Raw genomic sequence first — 24,937 nt, 5'->3', positions numbered from 1 at the left:
AAGGGCGGACGGCACGCCGTTCTCCGCGCCGCTAACCGGTTGGTGGCGTGTGGGGCGGTACGAAGCGTACGGGGGTGCCCGGGGTGGCCTGGGCCGTACTGGGGATGTCCTCGGGGTGGACCACTGCGATGACCGGGTAGCCGCCCGTGGTGGGGTGGTCCGCCAGGAAGACCACCGGGCGGCCGTCCGGGGGGACCTGGACCGCGCCCAGGACCATGCCCTCGCTGGGCAGTTCGCCGCCGACCGCCCGCTCCAGGGCGGGCCCCTCCGTGCGCAGGCCGATGCGGTTGCTCGCCGAGGACACCCGGTAGGTGTGCGTGGCGAAGGTACGGAGAGCCGCCGCCGTGAACCAGTCGTCGCGTGGGCCCGGCGTCACCCGCAGGACCAGTTCGGCCGGCGGGGACGGCTGCGGAACGACGTCCACGCGCGCGGGGGCGCCGTACGGCTTACCCAGGGGAAGCACCGTGCCGTCGGTGAGGGGCGGCGGGCCGAGGCCCGACAGCAGGTCCGTCGACCGGCTGCCCAGCACCGGCTCGACGGTCACCCCGCCCGCCACGCCCACGTAGGCGCGTACTCCGGAGACCGCTGTCGCGACCGACAGCAACGCTCCGGCGGGCACGTGCACCGGCGCGCCCCAGGCGGCCGGGCGGCCGTCCACGGAGACGGCGCACGGGGCGCCCCCCACGGCCACCGTGACCGCCGAACGCGGTCGCAGGTCGCAGCCGTTGAGGGTCGTCTCCAGGAGGGCGGCTTCGGGCGGATTGCCGACGAGCCGGTTCATCAGGGCGGCGGCGGGCGCGTCCAGCGCGCCCGAGCGCGGTACGCCCAGGTGCGCGTGGCCCGGCCGCCCCCGGTCCTGCACCGTGGTCAGCGCCCCGGCCCGTACGACGACCAGCGCGCGGTCCGTCATCAGGAGTCCACCGGTACGAAGCGAACCGGTGTGCCGGGCGACAGCAGTGCGGCCGGCACGCGCGCGTGGTCCCACAGGACGGCGTCCGTCGTACCGATCAACTGCCAGCCGCCCGGCGACGAGCGCGGGTACACGCCCGTGTACGGGCCCGCGAGGCCCACGGAACCCGCGGGGACGGTCGTACGGGGTGTCGCGCGCCGTGGCACGCCGTAGCGGGCCGGGAGGCCGGTCAGATAGCCGAAGCCGGGGGCGAACCCGCAGAAGGCGACCCGGAACTCGGCCGCCGCGTGGATCCTCACCACCTCGTCCGGGGACACGCCCCAGAGTCCGGCGACGTCCGCCAGGTCGGGGCCGTCGTAGCGCACGGCGATCTCCACGACCTCCGCGACCGGCGGAGGAAGGGACGGGAGCCGCATGCCGGACAGCTGGGCGGCCAGCCGGGACGGCTCCTCCAGGCCGTCCAGGAGCACCGTGCGGGCCGCGGGGACGATCTCGCGCACGGAGAGTGAGCCCTCCGCGCGACGGCGGAGCAGATCGGCGTGCAGGGCCTGTGCCTCCTCGTCCGTGGACACCTCGACGAGCAGCGCGCGGTCGCCGACCGGCAGTGCCCTCATCCGAACGCCTCCACGCGGACGCCCGCCTCCTCCAGCCGTGCCCGGACCCGGCGGGCCAGGTCCACCGCGCCGGGCGTGTCGCCGTGCAGGCACAGGGAGCGGGCCCGTACGGCGATGTCACGGCCCGAGTGGGACGTGACGACACCAGAACGGGCGAGCCCCAGCGAGCGTTCCACGACGTCGTCCGCACGGGTGATCACCGCCCCCTCCCGGCCACGCGGCACGAGCGTGCCCTCGTCGGTGTACGCGCGGTCCGCGAACGCCTCGGTGACGACCGGCAGCCCGGCCTTCGCGGCCACGGCGAGAAACCGGGAGCCGGGCAGCCCGAGCACCGGCAACGTGGCGTCGGCGAGCCGTACCCCGGCCACGACCGCGCCCGCCTGTTCCTCGTCGTGCACGACGCGGTTGTAGAGCGCGCCGTGCGGTTTGACGTACGCCACGCGCGCCCCCGCCGCGCGCGCGAAGACCTCCAGCGCACCGATCTGGTACGCCACCTCGGCCGCCAGTTCGCCGGACGGCACGTCCATCGCGCGCCGCCCGAAGCCCGCCAGGTCCCGGTAGGAGACCTGGGCGCCGATCCGTACCCCGCGTTCGGCGGCGAGGTCGCACACCCGCCGCATGGTGGCGGCGTCCCCGGCGTGGAAGCCGCAGGCCACGTTGGCGCTGGTGACGACGGACAGCAGCTGTTCGTCGTCGGTCAGGTGCCAGCGGCCGAACCCTTCGCCGAGATCGGCGTTGAGATCGATGGAGGTGCCGCCGGGGGTACGGCCGGGGGTACCGCCGGGGTTACCGGTGGAGGTCATGAAGTGTCCGTTCTCCGGTCGGGCGACGCAGGTGACGGTGGCTCAGGCGACGCGGTACTGCTCGTCGCGGGCGTCGGTGACGAACATCTGGCCGGGCGCGTGGGTGATCGCGAACGGCGGGCGGGAGGCCATCACGGCGGCCTGCGGCGTCACACCGCAGGCCCAGAACACCGGGATGTCGTCCGGCTCGAAGTCCACCGGATCACCGAAGTCGGGGCGGGCCAGGTCCTCGATGCCGAGGGCGCCCGGATCGCCGCAGTACACCGGGCTGCCGTGCACCGCGGGCAGCAGACTGGTCTCCCGGATCGCCACGGGCAGATGCTCGGGCGGCACCGGCCGCATGGACACCACCATCGGCCCGTGCAGCCGTCCGGCGGGCCGGCATTGGCGGCCGGTGACGTACATGGAGACGTTGCGGCCCTGCTCGATGTGGCGCATCGGGACACCCGCCGCGGTCAGCGCCCACTCGAAGGTGAAGCTGCACCCGATGAGGAACGACACGAGGTCGTCGCGCCAGTGCGCCACCACGTCCGTGGGCTCCTCCACCAGCTCGCCGTGCTCCCACACCCGGTAGCGCGGCAGGTCGGTGCGCAGATCGGCGCCGTCGGCCAGGACGGTCGTCCAGGAACCGGCGTCGGTGACGTCGAGCACCGGGCAGGGCTTCGGGTTGCGCTGGCAGAACAGGAGCATGTCGTACGCCCAGTCCGCCGGCACCGAGATCAGGTTCGCCTGGGTGTGGCCCGCCGCGCAGCCCGCGGTGGGACCCGACACGCCCGCACGGAAGCGGGAACGTGCCTCTGCGGGGCTCCACGCGTGCGCGTGGTCGTCGAGGAGGCCGAGCGGGCGGTGCCGTGTGCTCTGGGACCTGGTCACAGGAGTTCCTTCCCACGGGTCTCGGGCAGACCGATCAGGGCCAGTGCCGCGAGGCCGTATCCGATCGCGCCGAAGACCAGCGCGCCCCCGATGCCCCAACTGTCGGCCAGGAAGCCCACCAGGGTCGGGAAGACCGCGCCCACGGCACGGCCCGTGTTGTACGTGAAGCCCTGTCCCGTACCGCGTACCGCCGTCGGATACAGCTCGCTGAGGAACGAGCCGAAGCCGCTGAAGATCGCCGACATGCAGAACCCGAGCGGGAAGCCGAGTACGAGGACGAGGGTGTTGGCGCCGCTCGGGATGTTCGCGTAGGCCAGGATGCAGATCGCCGAGAGGATCGCGAAGAGCAGGATGTTCCGCTTGCGGCCCAGCTTGTCGGTGAGATAACCGCCGGTCAGGTAGCCGATGAAGGCTCCGGAGATCAGGAACGCGAGGTAGCCGCCGGTGCCTACGACGGACAGTCCGCGGTCGGTCTTCAGGTACGTCGGCACCCAGGTGGCCAGCGTGTAGTAGCCGCCCTGGACGCCCGTGGAGAGCAGCACGGCGAAGACCGTCGTCTTCAGGAGGCCGGGTCCGGCGGTCGTGCCCGGCTTGAAGATGGCGGCGAAGGAACCCTTCTCGGGGCTTTCCTTGCGGCGCTCGGCCGCCTCGGGGGCGTCCTTGACCTGACGGCGTACCCAGACGACCAGCAGTGCCGGCAGGGCACCGGTCCAGAACATCACGCGCCAGGCGATGTCGTCGTCGAGGAACTGGAAGACCAGCGTGTAGACGACCACGGCGAGTCCCCACCCGACGGCCCAGGCGCTCTGGACCGCGCCGAGCGTACGGCCGCGGTGCTTGGGGCTCGCGTACTCGGCGACCAGGATCGCGCCGACCGCCCACTCACCGCCGAAGCCGAGGCCCTGAAGGGCGCGGAAGACCAGCAGGGTCTCGTAGTTGGGCGCGAAACCGCAGGCCACGGTGAAGACCGCGTACGTGATGACGGTGATCATCAGGGCCTTGACGCGCCCGATCCGGTCCGCGACGACACCCGCCGCGGCGCCGCCGACGGCGGACACGACGAGCGTGACGGTCGTGAACAGCCCGGTCTGGCCGCTGCTGAGACCGAAGTACGCGGCCAGGGCCACCATGCTCAGCGGCAGGGTGAAGTAGTCGTACGAGTCGAGGCCGTAGCCGCCGAACGCGCCGCCGAAGGCGCGGCGGCCACGCGGTCCGAGGGCCCGCAGCCAGGCGAACGCGCCCTCGTCGGCGGTGGGTCCGCCCGCTCCGGGGCGCGTTTCGGCGGGCGGGGCCTGCGGTGGAGGGGTCGTGCTCATGGGCACCTCGCAGATGAGGGACGGGAGGGTGCTCGGGGAGTGAGCCGTGCCATGCCGTGCGGAGGCAGTGCGGAACCGGTGCGGAAGCCGTCGGCGCCCGGACGAGCGGTTGGTGCCCGACGAGCCCGGCGCCTGATAAGCAAGGTAGAGGATCGTTGAACGATCCTTCAATACCCATGTTGTTTCGTTCTTGTATCTGCGATTGAATTCGGGCGTGGCCGAACTGAACGGACTGGCGGACGACCGCGCGCTGCTGGGCCGCACCAGCACCGCCGAGCGGGTCTCGGACATCCTGCGGAGCCGGATCGCCGACGGGTACTTCCCGCCCGGCAAGCGCCTGTCCGAGGACAGCATCGGTGGCGCGCTCGGCGTCTCCCGCAACACCCTGCGCGAGGCGTTCCGGCTGCTCACCCACGAACGGCTGCTGGTCCACCAGCTCAACCGCGGTGTCTTCGTGCGGGTGCTGACCGTCGAGGACGTCGAGGACATCTACCGCACCCGCAGCCTCGTCGAATGCGCGGTCGTCCGCGGACTCGGCAGGCCGCCGTACGCGGTGGACGGCCTCGCAGGGTCGGTCGCGGACGGACGGCGTTCGGCCCACGAGGGCGACTGGAAGGGCGTGGGCACGGCCAACATCCACTTCCACCAGGAGCTGGTGGCCCTCGCCGCCAGTGCCCGCACCGACGAGCTGATGCGCAGCGTCTTCGCCGAACTCCGCCTCGCCTTCCACCTCGTGGACGACCCGAAGCGCCTCCACGAGCCCTACCTGGCCCGCAACGGCCAGATACTCCAGGCGCTCCAGGACGGCGACCGCGCGGCGGCGGAGAGTCTGCTGGCGGTCTACCTGGACGACTCCCGCAGACGGGTCACGGAGGTCTACGGCAACCGGGTGGCGGAGGAGGCCTAGCGTTTTGGGTGGTTGTCAGACCCAGCGCCTAGTCTGTGCTCCGTGACTTCGCCTGCATCGACGGACAGTGCTCCGCCCCAGCTCAGCGCGGGGCCGCGCCCCGCGACGGGCCCGGCCGCCGACGAGGGCCTGGCGCGGCGGCTGCGCGCGCTCGCCTGCACCGCGCCCCTGCACGACCTCGACGTGCGCAAGGCGAACCTCGCGGGTGAGTACTCGGTGTACGGCATGGCGGAGGTGGCCCTCGCCTCCATCGACCTGATCACCCTGAACATGGACTTCGACACGGGCGCCGACCACGACCAGATAGTGGCCAGGCTCATCCCGCGCATCGCCGCCCAGGCCCCGCGCCGGCCCGTCGCCGAGCACGAGCGGGTGGCCCGCTGGGTCCTGGAGAACCTGATCAACGTCGGCAGCGTCGACCGCGGCTTCCGCGCCGTCTACGGCACCTTCGCGCCCGACGGCTCGTACGTGCGCCGCGACTACGACTTCAAGCTGATCGAGGAGGTCGCGGGCCACGGCGGGAGTGTCTACCTCCGTACGACGGACGAGGCGGTCAACGTCCTCGTGGGCGCCCTGGACACCGACGTCACCAGCGCGCAGATCGCCGCCGAGGTCAAGCTCGAGGTGCTGATCAGCCGGGGCCGCCTCGCGGACGCCCAGCTCGCCGCCGAGCAGGCCCGCTACCGCACCGTGCAGTACTCGGAGACGCTCCGCAGGGCCCTGGACGCGACCCGGCGCAACGTCCGGGCGGTGGACTGGCTGCAGGCCGTGCCCGACATGATCGCCGAGGCCCTGGACCACGTGGCGGACCGCTACCGCCACGAGAACGCGATCCTCACCAACATCCGCAGGGCGCGGGACGAGTCGGAGGACCCCGAGCAGAAGCGCCGGGCCGCCGAGCTCGTCGACATCGTCAAGGACTGCATCCGGCGCCACACGCAGTTGCAGTCCAGGCTGCTGGAGGCCGGGCCGCTGTTCCGCGCCGAGCAGGACCGGCAGGCCTTCGCGACCCCGATGACGACCTCCGGGATAGACCTCTACGGCCATCTCGTGGCCCCCGTGCTGCCGCTGCCCCTGGAGGGGGCGCTGCGGGTGACCGACGCCTTCTTCGCGCGCGGGACGGGACTTCGCACCCCCGCCTCCGTCCGGGTCGGCGACCTGGTCGACCTGCTGCTGACACCGCCGGTCGAGCGCGAGCACCTCGGTGCGGAGATGCCCGAGCCCGACCTGATCGCCACCCCGGACGACAGCCGGTTCAGCGAGGAGCAGCTCGCCGCCGCCATGGAACTGCTCGACCTGCCGGCCGACGCGCCGCGCCGGCTGTCCGGGCTGCTCGCCGACGCGCGGCGGCAGGATCCCGAACTGCCGTATCTGGTCGCCCTGCTGGCGGTCCACGCGGCCAGCCCGCCCGTCGGTACGGCGTACCGGCAGGGCGAGGAGCGGCTGCTGTTCGCCGTGGACGACGGGGTCGAGCTGGACGATCCGGAGTTCGGCGGAGCGGACCTGATCGTGGGAATGGCTCTGCTGGATGTGGTCGGGATGACCGCGGGCCGGTCGGAGGTCGCGTGAGCGGCTGCCCGAGCGGGACGGCGTACCGCGGGCGGGTCGGCGGGGCGCCCGCCTTCGGCCCCGCCCATGAGTCGAATGAGTCGAAGGAGCTGCAGCAGTCGTGAGTGAGCAGGCCGAGTGGAGTGAGCCGGAGGCGGTCGCCGCGGCGGTGAGCGCCCCCGTCACCCCCGCCGACACCGCGGACGCGGCCCGGCTCGTGGCCTTCGGGCTGCAGCCCAGGACGCAGCCCGCGCGGGACCAGGAGTACACCGAACTGCTGCGGCGGTACCGCGAGGATCCCCCCTTCGCGCGGCTCGCCGACGCCGTGGCCACCGGACTCGGACTCGTCGTCCTAGAGGTGTCCCCACGGGCCGGCATGGCGGTGACCGCCGCCGAGGACTCGGTGTTCGCCGTGCGCATGGGCGACTACGCGCGCCGGGCGTCCGCCGACTCGGGTGACCGGTTCCTGCACGGCCTCGCCCACCTCGCCGTCGCCGCGCTGGCCTTCCCGAGACCCGAGGACCTGGCCGACGACGGCTACGTCGGGCGCGTCTCGGTCAACGGCGTCGACGCGTTCGTCCGCCAGGCGTGCCGGCGCCTGGAGGAGCGGGCCGAGCAGCAGGGGGAGAACACCGACCCCGCCACGGACGCGCCCGGGCTTGAGGCCGCCTGGCGGATCTGGGCGCGGCGCAGCTCCGCCGGGGCCACCAAGGACGCGCGCAGACTGGCCGGTTCCACCACCGGCATCGTCGGCAAGGCCGCCGCGTTCCTCACCGAGTCCGGGTTCCTGCAGCGCACCGGGGACGACGCCGGGGGCACGTACCGCACGACCGCCCGCTATCAGCTCCAGGTGCGGGACATGGCGGGCAGCGCCGCCCTGGCCGAGCTGCTGGAGCTGGGGGTCGTGCCGGTGACCGACGGCACCGCGAGCCTGATGCCCGCCGAGGACACCGACGATCTGGAGCTGGTCGCAGACGCCGGGCTGCCGTTCCACTCGTAACCGCCCGACCCCTTTCACGTTCAACCCGTCACCTCCCCCCACCGCTCACGACTACGAGAGTCCGCCATGTACGAGCTGTCCCGGGTCCGCCTCTACTCCATCGGGCCGGCCGGTGCGCGTTACGCCGACACCGTGCTGGACCTGCGCGGAGTCGGCGGGCTCGTGCCCGATCCCGCGCCCACGCAGGCGGAGTTCTTCGAGGAGGAGCCCGTCGGGCCGCCGCGCCGCCCCGCGCCCGCCGGCGTGCTCTTCCTGGAGAACGGCGGCGGCAAGTCCGTACTGCTCAAGCTGATCTTCTCGGTGATGCTGCCCGGCCACCGCAACACCCTCGGCGGCGCCAGCTCCGGTGTGCTGCGCAAGTTCCTGCTCGCGGACGACTGCGGGCATGTGGCGCTGGAGTGGCAGCACACGCTCACCGGCGAGTGCGTCGTGGTCGGCAAGGTCAGCGAGTGGCGCGGGCGGCAGGTCTCCAACGACCCGCGCAAGTTCGCCGAGGCCTGGTACTCCTTCCGGCCGGGACCCGGGCTGAGCCTGGACAACCTGCCGGTCGCCGAGTCCACCGCCGTCCGGCCGCCCGTCGAAGGCGCCTCGGGCGCGCAGGGCCGGCGCCGCACCATGAAGGGCTTCCGGGACGCGCTCACCGACGCGGGCAAGGCGTACCCGCACCTCGAAGTGCACTGGGAGGAGATCCACGACCGGTGGATCGAACACCTCGGCGACCTGGGCCTCGACCCCGAACTCTTCCGCTACCAGCGCGAGATGAACGCCGACGAGGGCGAGGCCGCCGGTCTCTTCGCCGTCAAGAAGGACTCCGACTTCACCGATCTGCTGCTGCGCGCGGTCACCGACACCAGGGACACCGACGGCCTCGCCGACCTGGTGGGCGGCTTCGGCAACAAGCTGGGACGACGGGCCGAACTGATCGCCGAGCGGGAGTTCACCGCGGGATCCGTGGACCTGCTCGGACGGATCGTCGAGGCGGCCGGGGCGCGCTCCCACGCGCGCGACGTCCACACGGCCGCCGAGCGGCGTACGCGCACGCTGGCCAGGCGGCTCTCCGCGCGCGCCGCGCTGGAGCGGGGCCGCACCGGCGACCTGGCCCAGCAGGTCACCGCCGCCGCCCACCGCGCCACCGAGGCGGAGGGCTCCCGGGAGCGCAGTGCGCTGATCGCGGCCGAACTGGCCTACCGGCACGCCTCACTGGCGCTCGCCGCGGCCGAGAAGGGCGCCGCCGCGCAGAAGAAGGAACTCGCCGACGCGCGCACCCTGCACTCCGCGTGGCAGGCCGCGGAAGCCGTGCTGCGCCACCGCGCGGCGGCCGACCGCTCCACCCGTGTGGCCGCCGCGATCCTGGAGGCCGAGCGGGACGCCGCACCCGCGCTCGCCGCCCGGGCCAGGGCCGCCGTCGACCTCGTACGCGCGCTGCACGCCGCCGCCGAAGGGGCCGAGGCGCTCGCCAACGAGCAGGAGGAGCGCTCCAGTTCGCTCCAGGAGGTCGGTGAGGCCGCCCACCGGGACGCGACGTCCGCCGCCACGGAGGCGCAGCGCGCCCGCAGCGAGGTCGGCCATCTGCGCCAGCGGCTCGGCGAGGTCGAGCAGGAGACCGCCGAGGCGGTGCGGGCCGGCTGGCTCGACGACACCGCCCCCGACGCCGACCCGGCCCGCGCCGCGCTCGCCGCCAGCGACGCCGAGAAGACGGCCGTCGCCGCCTGGGACACCGCGCGCGAGGCGTCCCGCCGCACCGCGGACCACGCCCGGGACGCCGCGTCCGCCGAGTCCCGGGCCGAGCTGACGGCGGCCCGCGCGGCCGACGCGGCGACCGCGGCCGAGCACGCGTACGACGCGGAGCGGCGGACCGCCCAGGCCCTGGCGGAGGAGGAGCGGCTCGCCGAACTGCTCGGCCTGCCCGGGAGCTCCGGCGCTCAAGGAGCCTTTGGCGGTCCGGGACGCGCTGGGCGCCCGACGTTGCCCGGGCCCCGGCACTCGGCCCCCACGGACGCGAGCGCCGACGGCAGGGGGATCACCACCACGGCGGATTCCGACGACAGCGCTGCCGACGGCCCCCTCACCCCCCAGCAGCTGGACCACTACGCCGATGAGCTCCGACAGCTCCTCGACGACACCGTCACCTCCGCCGAACGGCAGCTCTTCGAGTTGCGGACCGCCGCGGCCGACGACTCACGGATCCTCGGCGCCCTCGGCGACGGCGGACTGCTGCCGCCCGGCCCCGACGTGCTCGCCACCGTGGAGTACCTGGGCGAGCACGGCATCCCCGCGCTGCCCGGCTGGCGCTACCTCGCACAGGCCGTCGACCCCGTCGACCACGCGCGCGTACTGGCCGCCCGGCCCGAACTGGTCGACGGCGTGATCATCACGGACCCCGACACCCACGCCCGGGCCCGCGACGCACTCACCGACGCCGCGCTGCTCCCGCGCTCCACCGTGGCCGTCGGTACGGCCGCCGCGCTGCTCGCCCCGACCCCGGCCCCCGACGCGGGCGGGGACGACGTCTTCCTCGTACCGCCGAACCCGGCCATGCACGACGAGCACGCCGCCGACGAGGAACGGCAGGCGCTGCGCAGGCGCGCGGCCGAGCGGGACGACGAGATCCGCGAGTCGGCGGCCCGGCTCGCCAAGGACCGGGAACTCGCCGCCCGGCTCGCCTCCTGGCGCACGGGCTGCCCGGCGGGACGCCTCACCGAACTGGCCACGGCGGCCGGCGACGCGCGCGCGTTCGCCGAGGAGGCCGAGGCCGAGCTCGCCGAGGCACGCGCCGTACGCACCGAGGCCGACGAGGCGGCGGCCGAGGCGGCCCTCGTACGCGACGAGCGGCAGGAGGCCGCCCAGCGGGCCCGACGCGCCGCCGACGCACTCGCCGGACTCGCCTTCCGGCTGCGCGAGCGCGCCGGCTGGCAGGTCAAGGTGCGGGAACTCGCCGACGAGGCGGCCGAGTCGGAGGCCCGCGCCCAGGCCTGTCTGGAGCGGGCGCGCGCAGCCGACGAGGACCGGCGCGGCACCCAGCGCGCCGCCGACGACGCCCGGCGCACGGCCCGGGCGCTGCGCGCCGAGCGCGCGGAGATCGCGGGCGCCCCCGACGACCTGCCGGAGGAGGAGCCGGGAGCCGCGAAATCGTCGCTCCCCGCCCTCCGCGAGGCCTACCGGGCCGCCTCCCAGCTCTACGAGAAGGTCGGCGTCGGCGCCGACCTGCGCGCCGAACAGGCCCGCGCCGAGAGCGACGAGAGCACCGCGCTCACGGAGCTGAACCGGCTGACCAACAAGGTGCGCACCCGCGCCGCCCAGCTTTTGGAGTCCACCGACGGCTCCGACGGCCCGTCCCGGCAGGCGGCCGTGGCCCGCGCCGAGGAGTTGGTCCAGCTCCTCGAAGGCCGGGTGTCGACCGCGAGCGAACAGCTCGGCCGGCTGCGCGGCGAGGCCGAGCGGCACGCGCCCGAGGACGCCGACGCCCACACCGAGCTGCCCGACGACCTCGTACCGCGCGACGCCGAGCACGCCCAGGGCCTGCTGCGCACCGCCACCGGGGAACTCGCCACCCGCACCGACGCGCTGGGCCAGGCGCGCGCCGCGCACACCGAACTGCTCGACGCCCACCACGCCGCCGAGGACGCGGCCGGCGGCTTCGACGAGACGGCCGCCCTGCTCCGGGACCTCCTGCGGGAACACACGGACGACGAGCAGGAGGAGACCGAGCCCTACCCCGGCACGCTCGAAGAGGCCAGGCAGTCCGCCGCCGAGACCCGCCGCTCCCTGCGCGGCTGCGCAGCCGACCTCTCCGCCGCCGAGGCGGCCGTGCGCGAGGCGAGCGACATCCTCGTCCGGCACGCCAACTCCACACGCTACGAGCAGGTGCGCACCCCCGCGCGTCAGCAGATCCGGGAGCTGCCCGCCTCCGCGCTGCCCGAACACGCGCAGAAGTGGGCGGACGCCTTCGCACCCCGGCTGCGGGTCCTCACCGACGAGCTGGCACAGCTGGAGCGCAACCGCGACTCGATCGTGGACCGCCTGCGCGGCCTGGTCGAGTCCTCGCTCGCCACGCTGCGCTCGGCCCAGCGGCTGTCCCGGCTCCCCGAAGGGCTGGGGGAGTGGTCAGGGCAGGAATTCCTCCGCATCCGCTTCGAGGAACCCGACCAGGCCAGCCTCGCCGAACGCCTCGGTGAGGTCGTCGACGAGGCGACCAGGGCGGCCGTCAAGAAGAACTCCGACCTGCGCCGCGACGGGATGTCCCTGCTGCTCAGGGGGGTGGCCGCGGCCCTGCAGCCCAAGGGCGTCGCCGTCGAGATCCTCAAGCCGGACGCCGTCCTGCGCGCCGAGCGCGTCCCCGTCGGACAGATGGGCGACGTGTTCTCCGGCGGCCAGCTGCTCACCGCGGCCATCGCGCTGTACTGCACGATGGCGGCCCTCCGGTCGAACGACCGCGGCCGGGACAAGCACCGCCACGCCGGCACGCTGTTCCTGGACAACCCCATCGGGCGCGCCAACGCCACGTATCTGCTGGAGTTGCAGCGGGCCGTCTCCGACGCGCTCGGTGTGCAGCTCCTGTACACCACGGGCCTGTTCGACACGACCGCGCTCGCCGAGTTCCCGCTGGTCATCCGCCTGCGCAACGACGCGGACCTGCGGGCGGGCCTGAAGTACATCAGCGTGGAGGAACACCTCCGGCCGGGCCTCCCGAGAGAGGTCCCGGCCGGGGAGGCGGCCCACACGGAGATCACCGCGACCCGCATGTACAAGAGGCCCGCACCCAGTACCCCTTGAGGGGCGCGCACCGACTGCCCCTGAGGGAGCACGCCCTACCCTGAGGGAGCACCCCCTACGCGTCCTCCCTCAACAGGTCCGCGCACTTCTCGCCGATCATCATCGTCGTGATGCACGGATTCACGCTGATGAGGTCCGGCATCACCGACCCGTCGGCGACCCGCAGCCGCTCCACCCCCTTGACCCGCAACCGCGGGTCGAGCGGAGCGGAGGCGTCCCCCTCCGCACCCATCTTCACCGTGCACGACGGGTGGTAGACGGTGTTGTGGGTCTTGTGGATGTAGTCGAGCAGCTCGTCGTCCGTCCGGACGTCGGGCCCCGGCGCCAGCTCTGCCCCGGCCCAGCCGCTCAGCGCGGGCTGCGCGGCGATCCGCCGGGCCAGCTTCAGCCCGTACGTCATCACGCGCGCGTCGTGCTCGTGCGTGAAGTACCGCGGATCGACCCTCGGCTTGTCCCGGTAGTCCCGGGTGCGCAGCCGCACCGTGCCGCGCGACTTCGCGCGGGTGACGTTCGGCGTGAGACAGAACGCGTTCTCGGAGGTCGGATAGCCCCACCGCGCGGTGTTCATGTCGAACGGCACCGACCCGTAGTGGAACATCAGGTCGGGCCGGTCGAGACCCGGCTCGGTGTCGTAGAAGATGCCGGCCTCCCACCACTGGCTTGAGGTGGTCGTCATGGGCCGCTCGGCATTCCACATGATGACGCCCTCGGGATGGTCCTGGAGGTTCTCGCCCACGCCGGCCGCGTCCACCACCACGTCGACGCCGACCTCGCGCAGATGCCCGGCGGGTCCGATGCCCGACAGCATCAGCAGTTTCGCGCTGTCGATCGAGCCGCAGGACACGATCACCTCGCGCCTGGCCCGTACCGTCCGGGTGTGGATCAGGTCGGGGTCCAGGTACTCGGCGCCCACGCAGCGCCGCCCGTCGAGCACGAGCTTCTTGGCGCGCACCCCGGTCCGTACATCGAGGTTCGGACGCTTGCCGAGGACCGGGTGCAGATACGCGACCGACGAGGACTGCCGGATGTTGTTCTCGTCGGAGTTGATCTGGAACCAGTTGGCGCCCCGGACGACGGTCCTGCCCGAGTTGAAGGGCGTCGTCGGGATGCCCTCCTGGGCGCAGGCCTCCAGCAGGGCGGTGCCGCACGGGTCGTCGCTCTTGAGCGTACGCAGCTTCACCGGGCCGGTGCGGCCGTGGTGCTCACCGGGTGCGTCGTTGTTCTCCAGCCGTCGGTAGAGCGGGAAGAGCTCCGCCGCACTCCACCCCGTACAGCCCGCGGCGGCCCAGTCGTCCAGGTCCTCGGCCGGTGCCCAGAAGGCGATGCAGGAGTTGTGCGAGGAGCAGCCGCCGAGCACCCTGGCGCGGGCGTGCCGCATGAAGCTGTTGCCGCTGACCTGCGGCTCGACCGGATAGTCCCAGTCGTAGCCGGACTCCAGCAGCCCCATCCAGCGCTCCAGCTTCATGACGGCGTCGTCGCCGACATCACTGGGGCCGGCCTCCAGGACGCAGACCGTGACGGCCGGGTCCTCGGAGAGCCGGGCCGCCACCACATTGCCCGCGGTGCCCCCGCCCACCACGACATAGTCGAACTCGTCTTCTCCCATGGTGACTTGACCTCCTTGACGTCCTGGAGCCGGTTGTTTTCCTGACGGTCGCGGGTGTTCAGTCGCCCGTGGGCGTGGCCGCGGGCGATGCGGGCGGAAGCGGCGTGTCGGCGGCCGTGTACCGGTGTTCCGCGAGCACCCCGGTGCGGTGGCGCTGCACGAACCAGTAGTAGGCGAAGCCGCCGCCCATCACGATGCCGACGAACAGGACGGCACCCCACCGCAGATACCAGTGGTACGGGGCGGACGCGTTGTAGACCGCGGCGCGTGGCCAGATCAGGTTGATCATCATGGCCGTGCCCCACACGACGGCGACGATGTTGACGGGCAGTCCCCAGCGGCCGAGCGAGAACCTGCCCTCGCCCGCCGGCTGCCACCGGCCGCGCAGCCTGGCCACCAGCATGGGCCCGGTGACCAGCAGATACGCGAGATAGATCAGGATGATGCCGATACTGGTGACCACGGTGAAGATCTGCGGCTGGCGGATGTTGACCACCAGGATCGCCAGCGCCAGGAAGCCGATGATCACCGCGGGCAGGATCGGGGTCTGGAAGCGCGGATGGACCTTGGCCAGCTTGGCGGAGGCGGGCAGGTTGTTGTCCCGCGCCATCGCGAAGGCCAGCCGGATCGCCGCGGTGTGCACGGCCAGGGCGCACACGGTGACCGCGATGAACACGCACCACAGCATGGCCTTGCCCGCGTCCTCACCGAGCACGTTGAGCACGACGTACTGCAGCCCGTCCGTGGAGAGCCGGTCGCCCTTCAGGCTGGACACGCTCATCAGCGCGAGCAGCAGGACGAGCCCGCCGAGGACGAACGAGGCGACGATGGCGCGGATGATCGCGCGCGGCGCGTTGCGCGACGGGTCCAGGGACTCCTCGCCGAGCGAGGCGGCCGTGTCGAAGCCGTACATCACGTACGCGGACGCCAGTGACGCCACCAGGAACGCGCCGAAGTAGCCGCCGGGCTGGCCCGCGCCCGTGCCGTTCGTCTCCAGCACGACCCCCGGACCACGGGTGATGTGCACGGCGAACAGCACGATCAGGACGACGGTGGCGATCAGCTCGATGAAGACGCCCGCCGTGTTGATGCGGGCCATCAGCTTCACACCGAGGGCGTTCACCAGAGTGGTGAAGACGATCAGTACGGAGGCCAGCAGCACGGCGTTGGTGGCCACGTCGTACTTGCCCGTGCCGTCGCCCACGAACTGGAAGGCGGAGGAGATCTGCGGAAGGGTCAGCTGGTAGGCGAGGGCCACGGCCGCGATCGACACCACCGAGGCGATCAGCATGGTCCAGCCGGCCAGCCAGCCTATGTGCGGATTGCCGATCTTCTTGGACCAGTTGTAGACCGAACCGGCCACCGGGTAGCGGGCGGCGAGTTCGGCGAAGCAGAGCGCGACCATGAACTGGCCGATGAAGACCATGGGCCAGGACCACCAGTAGGCGGGCCCGCCGCTGCCGTAACCGAAGTAGAAGAGCTGGAAGGTGCCGGTGAGGATGGAGATGTAGCTGATGCCGGCGGCGAACGTGTGGAAGTTGCCGAGCGTGCGCTTCAGCTCGGGCTTGTAGCCGAACTCGTTGAGTTCGGTGTCGTCGTGACCATGCTTGTCGTCGTGACCGTGCTGACCGGCCGGTTGCTCCGGTGGTTGCTCGGTGGTGGTCATGAGCGGCCTCCTGGGAAGGGGGAGTTCTCCCGGGCGGGAGGGGGAGTGCGGCTCGTGCGGGGTCGTCGGTGAAGACTGGATCTTATGGCGCCGGAGGCCGGATCCGTACGGTGAAGTGCGGTGGATTCTGCGGTGGTTGTCGGCAGCCCCCTGAGTCGGCCGCGACAGTCGGCCGCGACAGTCCGCTGCGGCAGTCACCCGCAGCCGCGGTCGCCACGTCCCGTCAGGAGAACCAGCCCTGTGGACTCGGGTTCGTGGTCCGCCAGATGTGCTTGGTCTCGCGGTACTCGGCGAGGCCCGCAGGTCCCAGTTCCCGCCCGAACCCGGACTGCTTGTACCCTCCCCACTCGGCCTGCGGGACGTACGGGTGGTAGTCGTTGATCCAGACCGTTCCGACGCGCAGCGCCGACGCGACGCGCTGTGCCCTCGCCTCGTCGGACGTGAAGACACCGCCGGCCAGGCCGTAGATCGTCGCGTTGGCCAGCCGTACCGCCTCCGCCTCGCCGGTGAACCGCTCCACGGTCAGGACGGGCCCGAAGGACTCCTCCTGGACCACGGACATCCCCGCGGAGCACTCGTCGAGCACGGTCGGCGGGTAGTAGAAGCCCTCCGGGTGCGGGGGCTCGGCCGGCCGCGCCCCTCCGCAGCGCAGCACCGCCCCCTCCTCCAGCCCCTTGGCCACGTACGCCTCGACCTTCGCCCGGTGGGCCGCCGAGATCAGCGGCCCGGTCTGCGCCCGCTCGTCGAACGGGCCGCCCAGCCTGATCAGCCGGGCCCTGCGGACGACCTCGTCGACGAACCGGTCGTGCAGGGAGTCCTCGACCAGCAGCCGGGCCCCGGCTGAGCAGACCTGCCCGGAGTGCAGGAAGACGGCGGTCAGCGCCATGTCGACGGCCGTCTCGAAGTCGGCGTCGGCGAAGACGATGTTCGGGTTCTTGCCGCCCAGTTCGAGGGCGACCTTCTTGACCGTGCCGGCCGCCGCGGCCATGAGCCCGCGGCCGGTCCGCAGACCGCCGGTGAAGGAGACCAGGTCCACGTCCGGATGGTCGCCCAGCGGAGCGCCCGCCTCCGGTCCGGCGCCGAGAATCAGGTTCGCCACCCCGGCGGGCAGCCCCGCCTCCTCCAGGAGGCGCGTCAGATGGATCGCCGTGTGCGGGGTCAGCTCGCTCGGCTTGAGGACGAAGGTGTTGCCCGCGGCCAGCGCCGGGGCGACCTTCCAGGCGGTCTGGAGCAGCGGATAGTTCCAGGGGGTGATCAGCGCGCAGACCCCGACCGGTTCGTGTACGACCCGGCTGTCGACGCCCTCCGTGCCCGTCTCCACGACCCGGCCGGACTCGGCGGCGACGAGCCGCCCGAAGTAGCGGAAGCAGTTCTCGATGTCGTCGATGTCGTACTCGCTCTCCACCAGGCGTTTGCCGGTGTCGAGGGACTCCGCCCTGGCGAGTGCGTCCTTGTCGCGGGCGAGCAGGTCGGCGACGCGCAGCAGCAGGTCGCCGCGTTCGTTCACGGGGGTCCGCGGCCAGGGTCCTTCGTCGAAGGCGCGGCGCGCCGCCGCGATCGCGGCGGCGGTGTCCTCGCCGCCCGCCTCGTCGACGACCGCGACGAGCGATCCGTCGGCCGGACAGCGGATCTCACGGGTGCGTTTCTCCCGCGCGCTCGTCCAGGTGCCGCCGATGTAGAGATCCGCCATCCCTGCCTCCCAGCATGCCGATGAGCCACTCGTGGAACATCCCGATGTGGTGCTCGGTGGGCACCAGCACCCCGCCCGCGCGGTAGGCGCGGGACGCCATGGCGGGCTGCGTTCGCTCGCACGCCTCGAAGTCCTGGGTGTTGACCCGGTGGAAGAGTTCCACGGACCTCGACACATCGGCGCCCGACTCGACGACCTCGGGGGCGTAGAGCCAGTCGCACTCCACGATCGTGCGGTCCTCGGCGAGCGGGAACATGCGGTGCAGGATGACATGGTCGGGAACGAGATTGATGAACACCGTGGGTTTGACCGTTATCGCATAATAACGGCGGTCCTGTTCCTCGGCGACCTCGGGCAGCCGCCCGAATCCCTCGCTCCCGTCGACGGTGAACCCCTTGACCTCGTCGCCGAACTCGGCGCCGTGGCCCACGTAGTACTGCGCGGCATAACCGTCCGCGAACTCCGGCAGCACCTCGGTGAGTTCGGGGTGGATCGTCGCGCAGTGGTAGCACTCCATGAAGTTCTCGACGATCAGCTTCCAGTTCGCCCGCACGTCATAGGTGACGCGCCTGCCGAGAGCGAGGTTCTGCGTGCCGTAGTGCTCGATGGCCGCGACGTTCCCGAGCCGTTCGACGGCCGCGCCCATCACCGTCTCCTCGAAGGACGGCGGTTCGTCGGCCAGACACACCCAGGCGTACCCGAGCCACTCCCGCAGCGCGACGGTGACCAGCCCGTACGTCGTGCGGTCGACGTCCGGCATCCTCACCAGGTTCGGTGCCGCGATCAGCTTCCCGTCCAGTCCGTACGTCCACGCGTGGTACGGGCACTGGAGGGTGCGCCGGACCTCGCCGGCCTCCTCGGTGCAGAGCCGGGCCCCGCGGTGCCGGCAGATGTTGAGGAAGGCCCGCAGCTCACCGGTGCGCGTCCGGGTGACCAGGACGTTCTCCCGGCCCACCTGGACCGTGCGGAACGCGCCGGGCCGGGCCAGATCGGCGCCGCGGACCGCGCAGAACCACATCGACTCGAAGACGTGCTCCTGTTCCTGCCGGAAGATCTCCGGATCGGTGTAGTAGCGCCCCGGCAGGGTGCTGATCAGGCTCGGGGACGGCTGGGCGGAGGCGTGGGGCACGGGGGTCGTCGGCACGAGGGGGCCTCCTCAGGCGGGCGCAGCGGCGAGGCGGTGGGGGTCGAACAGGCCGATCGGGTGGGGGGTGGTCCCCGTCAGGGCCAGATCGGCGAGGATCTCGCCGACGACCGGCACGAACTTGAAGCCGTGGCCCGAGAAACCGCAGGCCACGGTCACGGACTCGGGATGCGCGGGATGCCGGGCGATGACGAAGTGTTCGTCGGGGGTGTTGGAGTACATGCAGGTGGCGGCCTTGAGGAAGGCGCCGGGCAGGTCGGGGACACAACGGGCCATGTGATCCGCCATCGCCCGGATCTCGTCCTCGTGGACCGTGCGGTCGATGGTCTCCGGGGTGCACACCTGCCCCTTGCGGAAGAAGGCGACCTTGGCGCCCAGCTCCGGCCCGTCGATGGCCGGGAAGCCGTACACCTGGACGTTGTCCGCGTCCTCCCAGATGTAGATCGGGTGGTTCTCCGGCAGGAAGGGCCGGACCCCGCCCCTGGGCCGGAACCAGTACATGACCTGCCGCTCGATGGTGAACGGCACCCCGAGGTCGGTGAGCAGCCGCGGCGCCCAGGCGCCCGGACAGATCACCAACTGGCCCGCCGTGTAGGTGTCCTCGGCCGTGTGCACGCGTACGCCGTCCCGGTACGGCTCCCAGTGGGTCATCGGCTCGTCGAAGTGCAGGTCCGCGCCCTGCCGGGTGGCGAGCTGGAGATGAGCCGCGACCATGTTCTCGGGTCGGACGAGGCCGGCCTTCCTCTCGAAGAGACCGACCTCGTCGTCCTGCGGAGCGAGGGTGGGGAAACGGCGGCGGATCTCGGCCGCGTCGAGCATGTCGTGCGGCAGGTCCCACTGCGTGGCCGAGCGCAGCGAACCGGAGACGGTCAGCGAGTCGGGCCGGCCGATCATCACACCGCCGCACAGGGTGGCGATGTCCCGCCCGGTGGCCCGCTCCACGTCCTCGTACAGCTCGTAGGCGCGCAGCAGCAGCGGTACGTACGCCGGGTCCTCGAAGTAGGACTGCCGGGTGATCCGCGAGCCCCCGTGACTGGAACCGCGCTGGTGCACGGGCCCGAACTTCTCCAGCCCGAGCACCCGCGCACCGCGCGAGGACAGATGATGAGCGGCGGCACTGCCCATACCGCCGAGACCGATGACGACGACGTCGTAGGTGGGGGACACGGGGACCTCCGTCTTTCTTTCCGGGGGCGCGGTTGCTTGTCGGGGGGGGCGAGGGGAACGGCGCGATCTCGTACTCATCGCGTCTGGCCGCGCCCGGTCGCGTCCGGTCGCGGAGCGATCAACACCGGATGCGGGCCATCTCCGGATCGAAGATCGGCTCGCTCACCACCGTGGCCCCGACCTTCTCCCCGAAGTACTCGACGGAGACCCCCGCACCCACGGGCAGCACCGGCAACCACGCGTACGCGACGCACCGCCCCACCGAGTACCCGTACGCCGCACTGGTGACGTATCCCGCGGGCGAGCCCCCGACGTACACCGGTTCCTTGCCGAGGACGACGGACGAGGGATCGTCGAGCAGCAGCGGGGTGAGCCGACGCGTCGGCTCACCCTTCGCCCGCAAAGCCCCCATCCCGGTGAAGTCCCCCTTGTCCAGCCGCACGGCGAAGCCCACCCCCGCCTCGTACGGATCGTGCTCGTCGGTCATGTCCACGCCCCACGCCCGGTACCCCTTCTCCAGGCGCAGGCTGTTGAACGCGGAGCGCCCGGCCGCGATCACACCGTGCTCCCGGCCCGCCTCCCAGAGCGTGTCCCAGAGGCGGAGCCCGAGGTCGGCGCTGGTGTAGAGCTCCCAGCCCAGCTCGCCGACGTAGCTCAACCGCATGGCGGTGACCGGGACATGCCCGAGGTACGTCTCCTTGGCGCGGAAGTAGCCGAAGCCCTCGTGCGAGAAGTCGTCGCGGGTGAGCGGCTGCACGAGCGCGCGGGCCAGCGGCCCCCAGACCCCGACGCAGCACGTACCGGACGTGATGTCCCGGATGTGTACGCCGTCGGGGGCGTGCCTGGTCAGCCGGTCGAGGTCCGCGGGGGAGTTGGCGCCCACCTGGAACCGGTCGGGGCCGAGGCGCGCGACGGTGAGGTCGGAACGGATACCGCCCGTGCCGTCCAGGAGCAGGGTGTAGGTGACCGCTCCGGGCTTCTTGCGGAGGTTGTTGGTGGTCATGCCGTGCAGGAAGTCGAGGGCTCCGGGGCCGGTGACTTCGAGGCGGCGCAGCGGGGTCATGTCGTAGAGCGCGACCTTCTCCCGGGTCGCCCGCGCCTCGGCCGCCGCGATGGGCGACCAGTACCGCGCCGACCAGGCGTCCCGTGCGGGCAGGTTCAGCCCTGCGGCGAGCGGCGCGTTCGCCTCGTACCAGTGGGGACGCTCCCAGCCGCCGCCCTCCAGGAAGTACGCGCCCAGTTCCCGCTGGCGTGCGTGGAAGGGGCTGACCCGCAGAGGCCGCGGCCGGTCCATCGGCTGGAGCGGATGCAGGACGTCGTACACCTCGGCGAACTGCTGAGAACCGCGCTCCCTGATGTACGAGGGTGAGCGCTGGGCGTCCTCGAAGCGCGTGAGGTCGCACTCGTGGGCGTCGACCCCGGGGCGGCCGTCGACCATCCACTCGGCCACGGCCTTGGCGACACCGGCCGAATGGGTCACCCACACGGCCTCCGCCAGCCAGAACCCCCGCAACGCACGCGATTCGCCCAGGACCGGCATGCCGTCCGGCGTGAAGGAGAAGACGCCGTTGAAGCCCTCCTCGATCGCGCTCCCGCGCAGCGCGGGCAGCAGCCGACGGCAGTCGTCCCAGCTCGGCGCCCAGTCCTCCTCGGTGAAGGGGAACGAGGACGGCATCTCCAGGTCGTTCGCGCGTGCCTCGTCGTAGCCGAGGACCGCGAACGGGTCCACGGGGAGCGGCCGGTGGGCGTAACTGCCGATGCCGATGCGGTCGGTGTGCTCGCGGAAGTAGAGGTCGCGGTCCTGGAAACGGAGGATCGGCCGTGACGCCTCGGTCTCCGCGCCGGCCAGTTCGGGCAGGGGCCGCGTCCGCGCGTACTGGTGGGCGAGCGGCTGCAGGGGTACGTCGATCCCGGCCATGCGGCCGATCACCGGCCCCCAGAACCCGGCCGCCGAGACGACGTGGTCGGCGGGGAAGACGCCGCGATCCGTGACGACGGCGGTGACCCTGCCGGCCTCCTTGTCGATCCCGGTGACGGTGTGCCGGTCCAGGAAGCGGGCGCCGCGGCTCGCGGCCCGTTCCCGCTGGGCGCGGGCCGCGAGCAGTGCGCGGGCCAGACCGTCGTCGGGGGTGTGGAAGCCGCCGAGGACGACCGATTCGTCGATCAGGGGCCAGAGTTCCTTGCAGCGGGCCGCGCCCACGATCTCGCCGCGTACGCCCCAGGAGGCGGCGTAACCGGCTCTGCGGTGCAGTTCGGCGAGGCGCTCGGGCGTGGTCGCGAGTTCCAGACCGCCCACCCGGTTGAAGCAGGAGACCCCGTCCACGCGCAGCGAGCCGAACTTCTCGACCGTGTAGCGGGCGAAGTCGGTGAGGGTCTTGGACGGACTGGTCTGGAAGACGAGGCCCGGCGCGTGCGAGGTGGAGCCGCCGGGAGCGGGCAGCGGTCCCTGTTCGAGGACGGTGACGTCGGTCCAGCCGCGCGCGGTGAGCTCGTCCGCGAGGGAGCAGCCGACGATGCCGGCGCCCACGACGACCACGCGGGGGGCGACGGACCCGTGGCCGCTCACAGGACCACCACCGAGCGCAGTACGTCACCACGGTGCAGGGTGGACAGCGCCTCCTCCACCTCGTCGAGCGCGATGGTCTCCGAGACGAACGCCCCCAGGTCCAGCAGCCCGTAGAGGTACTGGTCGATGAGGAAGGGGAAGTCGCGGCTGGGCAGACAGTCGCCGTACCAGGAGGACTTGATCGCGCCGCCCCGGGAGAACACGTCGATGAGCGGCAGTTCCGTCTTCGTCCCCGGGGTCGGGACGCCGACCTGCACCAGCAGACCCGCGTGATCGCGCATGTAGAAGGCCTGCTCGAAGGTCTCCGGGCGGCCCACGGCGTCGATGGCGATGTCGACGCCGAAGCCGTCGGTGAGGGCGCGTACGGCCTCGACCGGGTCGGTGCCGCGGGAGTTGACCGTGTGCGTGGCACCGAACCGCTCCGCCCGGTCGAGCTTCTTGTCGTCGATGTCGATCGCGATGACCTTCATGGCGCCGTTCAGGCAGGCGCCCGCGACGGCCGCGTCGCCGACCCCGCCGCAGCCGATGACGGCGACCGTGTCACCGCGTCCGACGTTGCCGGTGTTCACCGCCGCGCCGTAGCCGGCCATCACCCCGCAGCCGATCAGACAGGCTGCCTCGGGGCGGGCCGCGGGGTTGATCTTCACGGCCTGGCCCGCCGCGACCAGGGTCTTCTCGGCGAAGGCACCGATACCGAGCGCGTTGCTGAGCGGGGTGCCGTCGAGGAGGGTCATCGGCTGGGTGGCGTTGCGCGAGTCGAAGCAGTACCAGGGGCGGCCACGACGGCAGGAGCGGCAGGAACCACAGGGGGCCCGCCAGGCGAGGACCACGTAGTCGCCGGTCCTGAGGTCGGTGACGCCCTCGCCCACCGCCTCGATCGTGCCGGCCGCCTCGTGTCCCAACAGGAACGGGAAGTCGTCGCTGATCGCGCCCTCGCGATAGTGCAGATCCGTGTGGCAGACCCCGCAGGCCTGGACGGTGACGAGCACCTCGCCCGGACCGGGATCGGGAACGACGATCGTCCGCACCTCCACGGGTGCGCCCTTCTTCACAGCGACTACGGCACGGACCTCGTATGGCACGACCTAGCTCCTCTGCTGTTGCGCAGTGCACTATGGGTTGCGCTATGAGGAACATAGTGAGAACGCCTCAAGGCGGCCGTCAAGAGGTACGGGTTAACCCTTGGCAAAACGAACCGGCGCCCCGAAATCTGTCCGACACACGCGGGCGCGGGGCCAGGTGTTCCCGGCCCCGCGCCCTGTTCCGGCCGGCGGATCGCGTCCTGCTCCGTGCGGGGTCCCGCGTCCGTACGGGGTCGGGGTCCGGCTCCGTCGCGGAGCCGGTTCCGGGTCCGCGGCGCGGGTGCCCGTCCTTCCGTCAGAAGCCGTACCCCATCCGGCGCGAGAGGTCGGCCGCCGCCGCGACCGTGCGCTTGGCGAGCTCCGGCAGCCGGTCGGGCTCCAGCCGGTACACCGGCCCGGACACGCTGATCGCGCCGATCACCTTCCCGTCGTGCGCGCGCACCGGGGAGGCCGTCGCGGCCAGCCCCAGCTCCAGCTCCTCCAGGGCGAACGCGTAACCCTGCTCGACCACGGCCTCCAGCTCGGCGCGCAGCGCGGCCGTGCCGGTGATCGTGCGCTCGGTGAAGCGCGGCAGGGTCCTGGCCAGCAGTCCTTCGCGGAGCGTGGGCGGCAGATGGGCCAGCAGCACCTTGCCGCTGGAGGTGGCGTGCAGCGGGGTGCGTCTGCCCAGCCAGTTCTGCGCGGTGACCGACGCGGCGCCACGGGCCTGCATGATGTTGACCGCCGCGTTGTCGTCGAGGACCGCGATGTTGACGGTCTCGCCCAGCTCGTCCGCGAGTTCGCGGCAGACGGGCACCCCCTCCTGCGAGATGTCCAGACGCACTGCCGCCGCCCCCGCCAGGCGTAGTACGCCGGCCCCCAGGAAGTACTTCCCGCGGTCCTTCGCCTGAGCGACCAGGCCGCGGTTCTCCAGCACCCCGAGGAGCCGGAAGGCCGTGGACTTGTGCACCTCCAGCTCGTCGGCGATCTCGGTGACGCCCGCCTCGCCGAGCCGGGCGAGGATCTCCAGCACGCTCACCGCGCGGTCCACCGACTGGACGGCGCTCCCCGCCCCTCTGCTCTGTTTCTCCGGTGTCTCCCCTGTGCGGTCAGTCTGCTTCTGAGTGCGGGTCATAGCTCAACTCTCACCACCTGGCGGCCCGGTTTGAGCCGCATCTGCCGGAAGCCCTTGACGCGATGGGCATCCCGCGCGGATTCTGTTGCGCATAGCGCTCCCTCGTGCGCCATGCGAAACATCATGTTACCGAAGAGTCCGTGGCCCGGAAGGGTCCC

17 protein-coding genes are annotated in these 24,937 nt (G+C 72.2%); 4 read left to right on the top strand and 13 right to left on the bottom strand.

The window, feature by feature from the left end:
* Nucleotides 1-31 precede the first annotated feature (31 nt).
* The 5 genes from K3769_RS05260 to K3769_RS05240 are packed head-to-tail and all read right to left on the bottom strand — an operon-like array spanning nt 32 to nt 4,516.
* Nucleotides 32-910 carry a 5-oxoprolinase subunit C family protein gene (locus K3769_RS05260; protein WP_267025292.1) on the bottom strand — a complete coding sequence of 293 codons (879 nt, stop codon included), beginning with the start codon at nt 908-910 and terminating at the stop codon, nt 32-34.
* Nucleotides 910-1,524 carry a 5-oxoprolinase subunit PxpB gene (pxpB, locus tag K3769_RS05255; protein ID WP_267025291.1) on the bottom strand — a complete coding sequence of 205 codons (615 nt, stop codon included), beginning with the start codon at nt 1,522-1,524 and terminating at the stop codon, nt 910-912. The genes K3769_RS05260 and pxpB overlap by 1 nt, the downstream gene beginning before the upstream one ends.
* A complete protein-coding gene (locus K3769_RS05250; protein WP_267025290.1) occupies nt 1,521-2,327 on the bottom strand; it encodes a LamB/YcsF family protein in 807 nt (268 codons plus the stop codon). Before K3769_RS05250 ends, pxpB begins: the two co-directional genes overlap by 4 nt.
* Nucleotides 2,328-2,369: 42 nt before the next feature.
* A complete protein-coding gene (locus K3769_RS05245) occupies nt 2,370-3,200 on the bottom strand; it encodes a putative hydro-lyase (RefSeq protein ID WP_267025289.1) in 831 nt (276 codons plus the stop codon).
* Nucleotides 3,197-4,516, bottom strand: a complete 1,320-nt coding sequence (locus K3769_RS05240; protein ID WP_267025288.1) for an MFS transporter — start codon at nt 4,514-4,516, stop codon at nt 3,197-3,199. Before K3769_RS05240 ends, K3769_RS05245 begins: the two co-directional genes overlap by 4 nt.
* Nucleotides 4,517-4,730: 214 nt before the next feature.
* Between K3769_RS05240 and K3769_RS05235 the strand changes: the two genes are divergently transcribed.
* From K3769_RS05235 to K3769_RS05220, 4 genes are all read left to right on the top strand, one after another.
* Nucleotides 4,731-5,423 carry a GntR family transcriptional regulator gene (locus K3769_RS05235; protein ID WP_267025287.1) on the top strand — a complete coding sequence of 231 codons (693 nt, stop codon included), beginning with the start codon at nt 4,731-4,733 and terminating at the stop codon, nt 5,421-5,423.
* 42 nt (nt 5,424-5,465) lie between these two features.
* The gene (locus tag K3769_RS05230) at nt 5,466-6,992 is read left to right on the top strand and encodes a hypothetical protein (RefSeq protein ID WP_267025286.1); all 1,527 of its coding nucleotides are present in this window, start codon (nt 5,466-5,468) and stop codon (nt 6,990-6,992) included.
* A 100-nt stretch (nt 6,993-7,092) separates the two neighbouring features.
* Nucleotides 7,093-7,971, top strand: a complete 879-nt coding sequence (locus K3769_RS05225) for a hypothetical protein (protein ID WP_267025285.1) — start codon at nt 7,093-7,095, stop codon at nt 7,969-7,971.
* Between the two features lie 66 nt (nt 7,972-8,037).
* Entirely contained in the window at nt 8,038-12,744 is a 4,707-nt protein-coding gene (locus K3769_RS05220) for a coiled-coil domain-containing protein (RefSeq protein WP_267025284.1), read from the top strand.
* A gap of 55 nt (nt 12,745-12,799) precedes the next feature.
* On the opposite strand, the gene K3769_RS05215 is transcribed toward K3769_RS05220, so the two are convergent.
* From K3769_RS05215 to K3769_RS05180, 8 genes are all read right to left on the bottom strand, one after another.
* The gene (locus tag K3769_RS05215; RefSeq protein ID WP_267025283.1) at nt 12,800-14,350 is read right to left on the bottom strand and encodes a GMC family oxidoreductase; all 1,551 of its coding nucleotides are present in this window, start codon (nt 14,348-14,350) and stop codon (nt 12,800-12,802) included.
* A gap of 58 nt (nt 14,351-14,408) precedes the next feature.
* Entirely contained in the window at nt 14,409-16,016 is a 1,608-nt protein-coding gene (locus K3769_RS05210; RefSeq protein WP_267025282.1) for an APC family permease, read from the bottom strand.
* Nucleotides 16,017-16,239: 223 nt separating this feature from the next.
* Complete coding sequence (locus K3769_RS05205) at nt 16,240-17,706, bottom strand: aldehyde dehydrogenase family protein (RefSeq protein WP_267025281.1); 1,467 nt, start codon at nt 17,704-17,706, stop codon at nt 16,240-16,242.
* A complete protein-coding gene (locus K3769_RS05200; RefSeq protein WP_267025280.1) occupies nt 17,648-18,850 on the bottom strand; it encodes an aromatic ring-hydroxylating oxygenase subunit alpha in 1,203 nt (400 codons plus the stop codon). The genes K3769_RS05205 and K3769_RS05200 overlap by 59 nt, the downstream gene beginning before the upstream one ends.
* 12 nt (nt 18,851-18,862) lie before the next feature.
* Nucleotides 18,863-20,017 (bottom strand): N-methyl-L-tryptophan oxidase, encoded by a 1,155-nt coding sequence (gene solA, locus K3769_RS05195; protein ID WP_267025279.1) that lies wholly within the window; start codon nt 20,015-20,017, stop codon nt 18,863-18,865.
* 118 nt (nt 20,018-20,135) lie between these two features.
* Nucleotides 20,136-22,583, bottom strand: a complete 2,448-nt coding sequence (locus tag K3769_RS05190) for a GcvT family protein (protein ID WP_267025278.1) — start codon at nt 22,581-22,583, stop codon at nt 20,136-20,138.
* The gene (locus K3769_RS05185) at nt 22,580-23,665 is read right to left on the bottom strand and encodes an S-(hydroxymethyl)mycothiol dehydrogenase (RefSeq protein ID WP_267025277.1); all 1,086 of its coding nucleotides are present in this window, start codon (nt 23,663-23,665) and stop codon (nt 22,580-22,582) included. The genes K3769_RS05190 and K3769_RS05185 overlap by 4 nt, the downstream gene beginning before the upstream one ends.
* A gap of 295 nt (nt 23,666-23,960) precedes the next feature.
* Nucleotides 23,961-24,779, bottom strand: coding sequence for an IclR family transcriptional regulator (locus K3769_RS05180; RefSeq protein WP_267025276.1), 819 nt, complete (start codon nt 24,777-24,779; stop codon nt 23,961-23,963).
* Between the last annotated feature and the right edge of the window lie 158 nt (nt 24,780-24,937).

This window comes from Streptomyces ortus (assembly GCF_026341275.1).
Lineage (GTDB): Bacteria > Actinomycetota > Actinomycetes > Streptomycetales > Streptomycetaceae > Streptomyces > Streptomyces ortus.
Note: the sequence above shows the minus strand (reverse complement) of the source record. Positions and strands in the feature narration are given on the sequence as shown.